Source organism: Micromonospora sp. LA-10 (assembly GCF_051853095.1).
Lineage (GTDB): Bacteria > Actinomycetota > Actinomycetes > Mycobacteriales > Micromonosporaceae > Micromonospora > Micromonospora echinospora_A.
Window position 1 is genome coordinate 4,813,643 of sequence record NZ_CP195710.1, and the last position, 12,184, is coordinate 4,825,826.

The 12,184-nt window shown below is 73.8% G+C and carries 9 protein-coding genes; 7 read left to right on the forward strand and 2 right to left on the reverse strand.

Annotated elements, in window-relative coordinates:
• Nucleotides 1–140 precede the first annotated feature (140 nt).
• The 3 genes from ACSDG8_RS22745 (at nucleotide 141) to prfA (ending at nucleotide 5,377) form a co-directional block, all read left to right on the forward strand.
• Nucleotides 141–3,593 (forward strand): phosphodiester glycosidase family protein, encoded by a 3,453-nt coding sequence (locus ACSDG8_RS22745; protein ID WP_210893793.1) that lies wholly within the window; start codon nucleotides 141–143, stop codon nucleotides 3,591–3,593.
• A 382-nt stretch (nucleotides 3,594–3,975) separates the two neighbouring features.
• On the forward strand, nucleotides 3,976–4,200 hold the full coding sequence (gene rpmE / locus ACSDG8_RS22750) for a 50S ribosomal protein L31 (protein WP_046563792.1): 225 nt from the start codon (nucleotides 3,976–3,978) through the stop codon (nucleotides 4,198–4,200).
• Between the two features lie 88 nt (nucleotides 4,201–4,288).
• Entirely contained in the window at nucleotides 4,289–5,377 is a 1,089-nt protein-coding gene (prfA, locus tag ACSDG8_RS22755) for a peptide chain release factor 1 (protein ID WP_210893796.1), read from the forward strand.
• A gap of 67 nt (nucleotides 5,378–5,444) precedes the next feature.
• Here prfA and ACSDG8_RS22760 read toward each other — a convergent pair whose 3' ends face one another.
• Nucleotides 5,445–6,998 (reverse strand): GGDEF domain-containing protein, encoded by a 1,554-nt coding sequence (locus tag ACSDG8_RS22760; RefSeq protein ID WP_210893798.1) that lies wholly within the window; start codon nucleotides 6,996–6,998, stop codon nucleotides 5,445–5,447.
• A 130-nt stretch (nucleotides 6,999–7,128) separates the two neighbouring features.
• On the opposite strand from ACSDG8_RS22760, the gene prmC reads away from it, so the two are divergent.
• The 4 genes from prmC to ACSDG8_RS22780 all read left to right on the forward strand — a co-directional run bounded on the left by prmC (nucleotide 7,129) and on the right by ACSDG8_RS22780 (nucleotide 11,496).
• Nucleotides 7,129–8,019 carry a peptide chain release factor N(5)-glutamine methyltransferase gene (gene prmC / locus ACSDG8_RS22765; RefSeq protein ID WP_210893963.1) on the forward strand — a complete coding sequence of 297 codons (891 nt, stop codon included), beginning with the start codon at nucleotides 7,129–7,131 and terminating at the stop codon, nucleotides 8,017–8,019.
• Complete coding sequence (locus ACSDG8_RS22770; RefSeq protein ID WP_073829317.1) at nucleotides 8,019–8,663, forward strand: L-threonylcarbamoyladenylate synthase; 645 nt, start codon at nucleotides 8,019–8,021, stop codon at nucleotides 8,661–8,663. The genes prmC and ACSDG8_RS22770 overlap by 1 nt, the downstream gene beginning before the upstream one ends.
• Complete coding sequence (locus ACSDG8_RS22775; RefSeq protein ID WP_210893800.1) at nucleotides 8,664–9,275, forward strand: arsenate reductase/protein-tyrosine-phosphatase family protein; 612 nt, start codon at nucleotides 8,664–8,666, stop codon at nucleotides 9,273–9,275.
• A gap of 112 nt (nucleotides 9,276–9,387) precedes the next feature.
• Entirely contained in the window at nucleotides 9,388–11,496 is a 2,109-nt protein-coding gene (locus ACSDG8_RS22780) for a transglycosylase domain-containing protein (protein WP_210893802.1), read from the forward strand.
• 10 nt (nucleotides 11,497–11,506) lie between these two features.
• Here ACSDG8_RS22780 and ACSDG8_RS22785 read toward each other — a convergent pair whose 3' ends face one another.
• Nucleotides 11,507–12,133: a TetR/AcrR family transcriptional regulator gene (locus ACSDG8_RS22785; RefSeq protein WP_210893804.1), complete on the reverse strand. Its 627-nt coding sequence runs from the start codon at nucleotides 12,131–12,133 to the stop codon at nucleotides 11,507–11,509.
• Nucleotides 12,134–12,184: the final 51 nt, after the last annotated feature.

Genomic DNA, 12,184 nt, shown 5'->3' on the forward strand with positions numbered 1-12,184 from the left:
TGACGGACGACGAACGAGGGGCACGGCCGAACGCGGCCGTGCCCCTCGTCGCATACCCGGCACCGCCCACGGTGAAGTTTTCCTACGGTTCAGTCGCGAGGTATTGAAACTTCTGTTCATCGTCGGGTTGACTGTCGTCCATGCGAACCCGCAGTCGACCCGCCCGCCTCGCCGGCGTCCTGCTGCTGACGCCGTTGCTGACCATCACCGCGCCGACGCCGTCCGCCGCGACGGCCGCCGGGCCGTCACCCGTCGCGCCGCCGGGCGCCACCGCCGCCGAGGACGCGCCACGCGCCTCGTCCCGTCCCGACCCAGCCGTCGCGCTCGCTGGTGTGGAGCCGGCCGACGGCCTGGAGACCGCCAAGAGCACCCGGCCGGTCGCGCCCGGCCTGAACCTGACCTCCTTCGACAGGTACGACGCGGCCGGCTGGCTGCGCGCCGACGCGCTCACCGCAGACCTGGGCGGTGGGCTGACAGTGGACTACGTGAACTCTGGAGAGGTCACCAAGGACGAGCCGCTGCGCGCCGCGGTGGACCGGTCCCGCGCGGTCGCGGCGGTGAACGGCGACTTCTTCGACATCAACAACTCCGGCGCCGCCCAGGGCGTCGGCATCCGCTCCGGTGAGCTGGTGCAGTCGCCGATCGCCGGGCACCCCAACGCGGTGGGCGTCAGCGCCCAGGGCATCGGCCGGGTCGTCGAGGTCGGCTTCGAGGGCGCCGCGACGCTGCCCACCGGGCCGGTGTCGCTCACCCAGTTCAACAACATGGTGCAGCGCGACGGCGTGGGCGTCTTCACGCCACTCTGGGGCTCGTACACCCGCAAGCGGGCCGTGGAGGGCGCGGCCCGGACGGTCGAGGTGACGCTGACCGGCGGCCGGGTGGCGAGCGTGGCCACCACGGCGGGCGAGGGCCCGATCCCGGCCGGCAGCACCGTGCTGCTCGGCCGCGAGGCCGGCGCCGACGCGCTCGCCGCGCTGCGTCCCGGCGACGCGGTGGACGTGTCCTGGCGGCCACGGGCCTCCGACGGCGGTGACCTGCGCGCCGCGGTGGGCGGCGGCAACGTGCTGGTGCGCGACGGCGTGGTGCAGAGCATCGCCGACGCGTCGCTGGCCCCGCGCACCGCCGTCGGCTTCTCCGCCGACGGGCGCAAGATGATCATGCTGACGGTGGACGGCCGCCAGGTGGACAGCCGCGGCGTCACCCAGACCGAGATGGGCCGCATGATGGCCGAGCTGGGCGCCGCCAACGCGCTCAACCTCGACGGCGGCGGCTCGTCCACACTGCTGGCCCGGGAGCCGGGCGCGGCCACGGTCCAGGTGGAGAACAGCCCGTCCGACGGCAGCGAGCGGCCGGTGCCCAACGGGCTCGCCGTCTACGCGCCGAAGGGCAGTGGCCGGCTCACCGGCTACTGGCTGGAGACCGCCAGCGACCCGACCGCCGCGCCGGGCGTCGCGCCGGTGCGCGGCGGCCGGCCGGACCGGGTCTTCCCCGGCCTCACCCGCCGGCTCACCGCCGCCGGATACGACGAGACGTACGGCCCGGCCGCCGGCGAGCCGCGCTGGCACGCCACCCACGGACGGGTCGACGGCGACGGCGTGTTCCGGGCCGCCGTGCCCGGCCGCAGCACCGTCACCGCCGCACGCGGACGCGCCCAGGGCACGATCGACCTGACGGTGCTCGGCCCGCTTCAGCGGATCGACGGCACCGTCGACCGGGTCGGCCTGGACCGGGCCGGTGACAGCGGCCTGTTCGGCGTGGTCGGCTACGACGCCGAGGGCAACACCGCGCCGATCGAGCCGGCCGACCTGAAGCTGGAGTACGACAGCGACCTGCTCTCGGTCACCCCCACCGCCGACGGCAACCTGTCCGTCGAGGCGCTCCGCGAGACCGGCTCGGCGCTGGTCACCGTGCGCGTTGGCAACCACAGCACGGTCCTGCCGGTGACCGTCGGGCTCACCGACGTGCCGGTGGCCGGGTTCGACGACGCCGCGTCGTGGAAGTTCAGCCAGGCCCGCGCCTCCGGATCGGTCGCCCCGGCCGACGGGCACACCGGGGGCGGGCTGCGGATGTCGTACGACTTCAGCCAGTCCACCGGTACCCGGGCCGCGTACGCCGACCCGCCCGCCTGGATCGACGTGCCCGGCCAGCCGCAGGCGTTCGGAATGTGGATCAAGGCCAACGGCGCCGGCGAGTGGCCCAGCCTGCACCTGCACGACGCGCAGGACACCCAGTTCGTGCTGCGTGGCCCGTACCTGGACTGGACCGGCTGGAAGTACGTCGAGTTCGCCGTACCGCCCGGCGTGCAGTACCCGGTGCGGGTGCGCCGGTTCTACGTGGCCGAGACCGACCCGGCGAAGCAGTACCGCAGCGAGGTCGTGATCGACGACCTGGTGGCCCGGGTGCCGCCGGACGTGCAGGCGCCGCCGGAGCCGAACCGCACCGACCGGGTGGTGCTGCGCGACGGCACAGTGGACGGGGCGCCCTGGCGCTTCGCGGTGCTCTCCGACGCCCAGTTCGTCGCCGCCAACCCGGACAGCGACCTGGTCGCCCAGGCCCGCCGTACGCTGCGCGAGGTCCGCTCCGCCCGGCCGGACTTCCTGATCATCAACGGTGACTTCGTGGACACCGCCTACCCGGCGGACTTCGCGCTGGCCAAGCGCATCCTGGACGAGGAACTGGGCGGCGAGGTGCCGTACCACTACGTGCCCGGCAACCACGAGATCATGGGCGCGCCGATCGACAACTTCCGCAGCGTCTTCGGGGACACCTCACGCGTCTTCGACCACCGGGGCACCCGCTTCGTCACGCTGAGCACCGCCACCGGGTCGCTGCGCGGAGGCGGGTTCGACCAGGTGGAACTGCTGCGCCGGACGCTCGACCAGGCCGCCGCCGACCGCTCGGTGGGCTCGGTGGCGGTGTTCTTCCACCACCCGCCGCGTGACCCGAGCCCGGCCAAGGCCAGCCAGCTCGGCGACCGGAAGGAGGCGGCGCTGGTCGAGCAGTGGCTGGCCGACTTCCAGCACCGCACCGGCAAGGGCGCGCTGATGGTCAACGGCCACGTCGGCACGTTCCACGCCGACCGGGTGGACGGCGTGCCGTACGTGATCAACGGCAACTCGGGCAAGGACCCGTCCACCCCGGCCGCCCTCGGCGGGTTCACCGGCTGGACCGAGTTCGGGGTGGACCCGGTGACGCCCGGCGAGGCCGAGCGGGCCCGGCGTGACCCGCTGGTCGAGGGGCCGCGGTGGGTGAGCGCGGAAATGCACGCCCACGTCGACCGGCTCGCGCTGACCGTGCCCGCGCAGGCGCGCCAGGGCTCGCCGGTGGACGTCACGGCGACGCTCACCCAGCCCAGCGGGCGGCAGGTGCCGGTGGCCGCGCCGGTCAGCGCCGACTGGTCCGGCTCGCCGAACCTGCACATCGGGGGCGCCGCGGGCGTACGACCGTGGCACGTGGCCCGGTTCGACCCGGCCACCGGCCGGCTGACCGCGCTGCGTCCCGGCGCGCAGATCCTGCTGGCGGTGACCGTCAACGGCGTGAAGGCCGAAGCGACGGTGACCACCGTTGCGGCGGCCCGCGCCCCCGCGGCCTGACCCCGGGGCCGGGGCTCCTCATCCTGGGGGAGGAGCCCCGCCCCAACCCCGCCTGCCTCCGCCCGCCCCCGCGCTCCTGCCCGCCTCACTCCGTTGATCATGAAGTTGACCTGGACAAAAGCGACAGAAAATGCCGCCAACTTCATGATCAACGGCTCGGGCCGGCGGGGTGGGACGGGCGGGTGGGGTGTGGGTGGGGTGGGTGTGGGAATGCCGGAGTGTGGGCGGGCGTTGCGGGTGGCGGACCTCCTGTGCCGGGAGGGCGAGCCCCATGGCACACTGGTCAATCGGCCACCGGTTCCGGTTCACGCCCGAGCCCGTCGCGGACGACGGGGAGCACCGACGGCGACCCGGCGACCACCGACGAAAGGACCGAGGCGACATGAAGCCCAACATCCACCCGGAGTACGTGACCACCGAGGTCCGCTGCTCCTGCGGTAACTCCTTCACGACCCGCAGCACCGCCAAGGGCGGCGCCATCAGCGTCGAGACCTGCAGCGCCTGCCACCCGTTCTACACCGGTAAGCAGCGCGTGCTGGACACCGCCGGCCGGGTCGCGAAGTTCCAGCAGAAGTACGCCAAGGTTCAGGCCAAGAAGGCCAAGTAGCTCCGTCGACGACGCCCGTGTCCGGCTCCTGCCGGGCACGGGCGTTCGTCCGTTTGCGCCGGTTTAATCCCCAAGGAGCATCCGCAGCATGAGCAGTGAGCGCCTGGCCGCCCTCCTCGACGAGTACGCCGAGCTGGAGCGGCGGCTGGCCGACCCGGCCATCCACGCCGACCAGGGCGCCGCCCGGCGGGTCGGCCGTCGGTACGCCGAACTGGTCCCGCTGCACAAGGCGGCCGGTGAGCTGGAGCAGGCCCGCGCCGACCTGACCGCCGCGCGCGAGCTGGCCGCCGAGGACGCGACGTTCGCCGGCGAGGCGGAGGCCATCGCCGCCTCCCTGCCGGCGCTGGAGGAACGGCTCGCGGAACTGCTCATCCCGCGCGACCCGCACGACGCCAAGGACGTGATCGTCGAGATCAAGGCCGGCGAGGGCGGCGAGGAGTCGGCGCTGTTCGCCGGGGACCTGCTGCGGATGTACACCAGGTACGCCGAACGGCACGGCTGGGTCACCGAGGTGATCGACGCCCAGGACTCCGACCTGGGTGGCGTCAAGGACGTGTCGCTGGCGATCAAGAGCAAGGGCGTGCCGGAAGGCGGCAACGGGGTCTGGTCCCGGCTCAAGTGGGAGGGCGGCGTGCACCGGGTGCAGCGCGTCCCGGTCACCGAGTCGCAGGGCCGCATCCACACCAGCGCGGCGGGCGTGCTGGTGCTGCCCGAGGCGGAGGACGTCGACGTCACCATCGACCCGAACGAGCTGCGCATCGACGTGTTCCGCTCGTCCGGCCCCGGTGGCCAGTCGGTGAACACCACTGACTCGGCGGTCCGGATCACCCACGTGCCGACCGGCATCGTGGTCTCCTGCCAGAACGAGAAGTCGCAGCTGCAGAACCGCGAGCAGGCCATGCGTATCCTGCGAGCCCGGCTGCTCGCCGCGGCCCAGGAGCAGGCCGACGCGGCGGCGTCGGACGCCCGTAAGGCGCAGGTCCGCACCGTGGACCGCTCCGAGCGGATCCGTACCTACAACTTCCCGCAGAACCGGATCACCGACCACCGCATCGGCTACACCGCGTACAACCTGGACCTGGCGCTGGCCGGCGAGCTGGACGGGGTGCTCGACGCGCTGGCCGAGGCGGACCGCGCAGCCCGGCTGGCCGGCGAGACGGAGCTGTCCCGCCGCTGACCGGCGGGGTGTTAAGCGGGGGCCCCTCCTCTACCGGAGGCGTTAACAGGGGGCCCTTCCTTACCGCTCAGCTCGCGCGGGGTCGCGCCTTGGCGCGCAGCATCTCCCGGTCGGCCAGCTCGAACGCGGTGCCGAGCGCCTCCCGCACGCTCACTGTGGTGCTGCCGTCGACCTCGGCGAAACCGATGGTCACACCGACCGGGGTGCCCGGCACCAGGGACTCCCAGTCCTCGGTGCGGACAGCCGCCTCGATGCGCCGGGCCACCTCGACCGCCTCCGGCATGACGGTGTCCGGCAGCACCACGACGAACTCGTCGCCGCCGTAGCGGGCCACGAAATCGCCGCGTCGCATCACCCGGTTGATCACCCCGGCCACCCGTTGCAGCACCAGGTCGCCGGAGTGGTGGCCGTGGCGGGTGTTCACCGCCTTGAAGCCGTCGAGGTCGCAGACGCCGATCACCACCCGCTCGCCCCGGGACACCACGGCGCCCAGGTAGCGCTCCAGCCGGCGCCGGTTCGGCAGGCCGGTGAGCGGGTCGGTGAGCGCCTCGCCCTCGTACCGGGCCGCCTCGCGGCGCATCTCCTCGTGGTCGATCCGGGCGGCGATGCCGTCGATGTAGACGTCCCGCAGCCGGTCGCTGCGCCGCGCGGCCAGCCGGAACGCGTGCCGGTCGGCCCGGTGCGCGCCCGCGTGGTCGCCGGCCCGGGCCAGCGCGACGCTGCGCAGCCGGGGCGCCTCGGCCGCGCCGAGCGTCTCGTCGGAGACCTGGAGCGCGTCCAGCCGGGTGACCGCCTCGATCGGGCGGTCGGCGGCGACGGCCAGGCAGACCTGGCCGAGCTGGCGCAGGTCGCGGGCGCGGGCGCTGTCGCCGCCGTGGCCGAGCAGCCGTTTCGGGTCGGCGTCCCCGGCGGACTCCACCCGGTCGCCGAGCGCGGCCCGCCGGGCGGCCGCGTAGCCGTACGCGGCGAGGCTGCTGGGACGCAGGTCGGCGGCCCGCCCGCCGCGCAGGAACCGGGCCAGGTCACCGGCGACGTCGCGCAGCACCCGCAGGCAGCCGTCGCTGTCGCCGTTGTGGTCCAGCGCCACCGCGTTGCGCAGCCGGATCCCGGGCGCGGCGAACGTCTCCTCCGGGATGCCGGCGCTGAGCCCCACCTCGCGGGCGCGTTCGATCGCGCCCAGCGCGTGGCCGTGGAAGCTCAGGTACGAGTACGCCATCGCGAGGTCGTGCCAGCCCCACGCGGTGTCCCGGTCGGGCGTGTCGTCGGCGCCCAGCGCGCGGGCGGCCCGGACCAGGTGCATCACGCACCGGTCCAGCGCGCCCTGGTGGTGGGCGGCGAGCGCGGCGAGCGCGTTGAGGTGCCCGTGCAGGTAGGGCTCGGCGAGGTCGCGTACGGCGGCGGAGGCGTCCTCGACGGCGCGGGTGAACTCGGCGGTCCGGCCGAGATTGATCAGCGCGGACAGGCGTTGCACGAGCGCGTCGGCGCGGGCGTACGGGTCGCCGGTGGTGCGGATCACGCGGTCGAGCAGGGCGCACGCCTCCGCGGACCGGCTGGCCTCCTGCAGTGACCGTGCGCGTCGGAGAGCGTCAACCTGGTCCTCGACCTGGTCGAGCCAGCCCACCTGCGACCTCCCTGCCGTGTGCGCCCGGACGCACCCGTTCGTGAGGTGGGCCGCGACGCTTCATGATTATTGCGTGACAGCACTCCCGCAACACCCGTCCGAAGGGACAGAACGCGAACGGCCCTCGCTGGTGATCGCCCGGGTGGCCCGGGCGCTCGCGGCGGCGGGCGTCGAGGCGCCCCGCGCCGAGGCCGAGCAGTTGGCCGCGTACGTCCTCCAGGTGCCGCGCGGCCGGCTGGCGTTGGCCGACGGCTTAACTCCGGCACAGCTCGACCGCCTGGACGCGCTGGTCGGACGGCGGGTGACCCGGGAGCCGTTGCAGCACCTGATCGGCACGGCGGGCTTCCGGCTGCTGGAGCTGGCGGTCGGGCCGGGCGTGTTCGTGCCCCGCCCGGAGACCGAACTGCTGGCCGGCTGGGGGATCGAGCGGGCCCGGGAGCGTACGGCGCCGCTCGTGGTCGACCTGTGCAGCGGCTCCGGCGCGATCGCCCTGTCGGTGGCGCAGGAGGTGCCGTCGGCCCGGGTGGTGGCTGTGGAGCGGTCCCCGGCCGCGCTGGCGTGGTTGCGGCGCAACGCGGCCGGCCGGGCCGCCGCGGGGGACCGGCCGGTCGAGGTGGTGGCCGCCGACGTGACCGCTGCGGACCTGCTGGCCGACCTGGCCGGGCGGGTCGACGTGCTGCTCTGCAACCCGCCGTACGTGCCGAGGTCGGTGACGGTGCCGCCGGAGGTGGCCGGGCACGACCCGGACGAGGCGGTCTTCGGCGGCGCGGACGGGCTGGACGTGATCCGCCCGGTGGTGCGCCGGGCCGCCGTGCTGCTGCGCCCGGGCGGCGTGATGGGGATCGAGCACGACGACACGCACGCGACGGCGGTGCCCGCGCTGCTGCGCGGCGACGGCCGTTACGACCGCGTCGAGGAGCACCGGGACCTGGCCGGGCGGCCCCGCTGGGCGAGCGCGTCCCGGCGGGCGGACGGCACCCACGCCGAGACCGCCCGGGCGTGGCAGACTGACTCCTCGTGATGCTCTACGACTGTCGGTCGCCCGCCGACCGGGACCGCGGCATCGCCGCTGCCATCGAGGCGGTCAAGAACGGGGAACTCGTCGTCCTGCCGACCGACACGGTCTACGGCATCGGGGCGGACGCGTTCACGCCGTACGCGGTGAAGGCCTTGGCGGACACCAAGGGCGGCGCCCGGCAGGCGCCCCCGGTGCTCATCGGCTCCCGGCACACGCTCGACGGCCTGGTGTTCTCGCTGCCCGGCGCGGCCCGCGACCTGGTCGAGGCGTTCTGGCCGGGCGCGCTGACGATCGTGGTGGAGCACTCGCCGAGCCTGGCCTGGGACCTGGGCGACAGCAGCGGCACGGTGGCGGTACGGATGCCGCTGCACCCGGTGGCGCTGGAGGTGCTGCGGGAGACCGGGCCGATGGCAGTGGCCTCGGCCAACAAGGTCGGCCAGCCGGCCGCGCTCACCGCCGAGGAGGCGCGTGACCAGCTCGGTTACGGCGTCCGGGCCTATCTGGAGGCCGGGCCGGCGGTGGATCCGGTGCCGAGCACCATCGTCGACCTGACCGGCGACGTGCCGCGGGTGCTGCGCGAGGGCGCGGTGACGCTGGCGAAGCTGCGGGAGGTCGTGCCGGACATCCTCGACGAGCGGGGGGTCTGAGTGCCGCCCTTCACCGTCCTGCACGTCTGCATGGGCAACATCTGCCGGTCGCCGATGGCCGAGCGGCTGCTGCTGCTCGCGGTCCGGGAGCGGCTGGCCCGCCTCGGCGTCGACGCGGCCGGGTCGGACGCGCTCGTGCACAGCCACAGTGCCGGCACCGGCGGCTGGCACGCGGGCGAGGAGATGAACCCGCCGGCCGCCCGCCAGGTGATCTCGCGCGGCGGCGACACCGAGGGGTTCGCCGCGCGGCGGCTGCGCTCGGACCTGATCGACGCCGCGGACCTGGTGCTCACCGCCACCGCCGACCAGCAGGAGTACGTGGTGGCGTTGCGGCCGGACGCCGCCGCGCGCACGTTCGTGCTCGGTGAGTTCGGCCGCCTGCTCGGCGGGCTGGACCGGTCCGCCCTGCCGCCGGCCGAGCCCACGCCGGACGCCGTGTACGCGCGCGGCGTCGCGCTGGTGGCGGCCGCCGACGTGGCCCGGCAGAACGCCTCGGCGCTGCCCACCGATGATCTGGACGACCCGTGGGGCCGGGGCGACCAGTGCTTCAGCCGGGTCGCGGACGAGATCGAGGAGACGGTGCAGCCGCTGGCTGCCGCGCTGTTGCCCTGAGATTCATCCTTCCTCGCGAACTTTCTGCGCCTTTCTCGGAAGGTGGCGGCCAAAGCGCACATTCCGGTCATTCTGAACAGGTCCGTACGGCCGGCTCCTGCGGGGAGAGCTGATGAACCGGGCCTATCTCGACAAGCTGTTCACCGTTGTGCTCGCCGGCGTGCTCGCCGGGCTGGTCCTGGCCGTCGCGGCGCTGCCGGCCGCGCTGGTCTTCGGGCTGGGCCTGAAGAACCTGATGCCGTACACCGCGCTGCCGGAGGCGCTCAAGGCGCCACAGCCGGCGCAGCGGTCCAACCTATACGCAAGCGACGGCCGCACGCTCATCACCTCGTTCTACGTCGAGGACCGGGTGGACGTGCCGGTCGCCGAGGTGGCGCCGGTGATGCGCGAAGCCATCGTGGCCGCCGAGGACGTGCGCTTCTACGAGCACCACGGCGTCGACGTGCGCGGCGTCGCGCGGGCGTTCACCGCCAACCGCCGCGAGGGCACCCGCCAGGGCGCCTCCACGCTGACCATGCAGTACGTGCGCAACGCGCTGGCCGGGGACCCCCGGCTGACCGAGGAGCAGCGCGCCGCCGCCACCGAGATCACCGTCGGCCGCAAGATCCGCGAGATGCGGTACGCGCTGACGCTGGAACGGCAGGTCGGTAAGGACGAGATCCTCGGGCGCTACCTGAACATCGCGTACTTCGGCGCCGGGGCGTACGGCATCGCCGCGGCCAGCAAGCGCTACTTCTCCACCACGCCGGACCGGCTCACGCTGGCCCAGGCCGCCCTGCTCGCCGGGCTGGTCCGGTCCCCGGCGGACGACCCGATCAACGGCGACGGCGACTCGGCGCGGCAACGGCGGGCGTACGTGCTGGACCGGATGGTGGAGACCGGCCGGGCGAGCGCTGCGGACGCCGAGGCGGCGAAGGCCACTGAGCTGGCCCTCAAGCCCAACACCACCCCGAACGACTGCGCCGCGGTGCCCGCGGACCACAACGACTGGGGCTTCTTCTGCGACTGGTTCACGCAGTGGTGGAACGCCCAGCCGGCGTTCGGCAAGTCGGTGGACGAGCGGCAGCGCACGCTGCGCCGCGGCGGCTGGTCGATCGTGTCCTCACTCGACCCGGACGTGCAGGCCAAGGCGAGCGAGCAGGTGCGGGAGATCTACCCGGAGACGATCGCGCGCGCCGCGCCGACCGCTGTGGTGCAACCGGGCAACGGGCGGGTGCTGGCCATGGCGGTGAACCGCACGTACGGCGTGGCCGCGAATCAGGACGGGCAGCAGAACTACCCGAACACGGTCAACCAGCTGGTGGCCGGCGGTGGCGGCATCACCGGCTATCAGGCGGGCTCGACGTTCAAGCTGTTCGCCCTGCTGGCCGCGCTGGAGTCCGGGCTGCCGCTGGACACCGTGTTCGACGCGCCGAAGGTCTACGTGACGCAGTACCCGGTCGGCGCCGGCCCGGCGAGCTGTGGTGGCCGGTGGTGCCCGGCGAACGCCAACACCTACTGGATGGACGGCGACCGGGACATGTGGGACGCGTTCGGCCGGTCGGTGAACACGTACTTCGCGTGGCTGACCGAGCGGGTCGGCGCGGACCGGGTGGTCGAGATGGCCCAGCGGTTGGGCATCGTGTTCCGCGCCCCGCAGGACGCGCGGATGGCCCGTGACGGCGCGAAGAGCTGGGGGCCGTTCACGCTCGGCGTCTCCGCCACCACGCCGCTCGACCTGGCCGGCGCGTACGCCGCGGTGGCCGCCGAGGGCACCTGGTGCCGGCCCACGCCGGTCACCTCCATCACCGACCCGTCCGGCCGGAAGGTCGCCGCCGGGAACACCGACTGCCGGCAGGTGCTCGACACCGAGGTGGCCCGCGCGGCGGCCGACGCCAGCCGCTGCCCGGTCGGCGACCAGTCGATGTACCGGCGCTGCGACGGCGGCACGGCCGAGGAACTGGCCCCGGGCCTGCGCCGTCCGGTGGCCGGCAAGACCGGAAGCTCGGAGCGGAACGCCACGGAGACTGTCGTCGCGTTCACTCCGCAGCTCTCGGTGGCGACGATCGCCGCGAACCCGGACGACCCCCGGGACGCGGTCGGCGGCGGCGTGCAGAAGCGGCAGATCGCCGCGGTGGGGCGCATCCTCGCGTGGGCGCTGCGCGACGAGCCGGTACGCGACTTCGTGCCGCCGGGCCAGGCCGTCGCCTTCCAGCACACCAGCCCGCGCACCGGCGACTAGCGGCCCTTTCTCAGCCGGCCGGCCTGCCGTACCGCGCAACCGTGGTTCGGACGGCCTCGTCGACGACAGCTGTCGTGCGCTCCGGGGTGACGGTCCAGTCCGGCAGGACCAGGCGCGGCCAGAACAGGTAGTTGGAGATCATCCCGAGGAACTGCGTGGCGGCCATCTCCGGTTCGGCGATGTCCGCCACGCCCGCCTCGTGCTCGGCCACGAGGTAGAGCCGGACGGACTCGAAGTACGGCAGTTTGCCCTGGGAGAAGTGCGCTCTGGCCAGTTCGGGGAAGCGCGGCAGTTCGGCGATCACGATGCGGAACAGGTCGGTCATCTCCGGCCGGCTCAACAGCGTCGCGTAGCGCCGCCCGAGAACCGTCAGGCCGGCCGCCAGGTCGCCGGCGGGCGGCACGTCGGAGACGTCGTTGCGGGCCCACGAGTCGATGACGATGGCGTCGAACAGCGCCGCCTTCGTCGGGAACTGCTTGAACAGCGTCGCCTTCGACACGCCGGCGCTGTCGGCGATACGCGCCAGTGACGCCCGGTCGTAGCCCAACTCCAGGAAGAGCTCGGTGGCGGCCTGCACGATCAGCGCGCGCTTCTCCTGCGCCACGCGCTGGTGGTAGGCCGACGGCGCTGGGGTCATGCGGCCATCATAGCGAGGTGAGTGGGTTGACTCACCATTCACCGGGGCGTA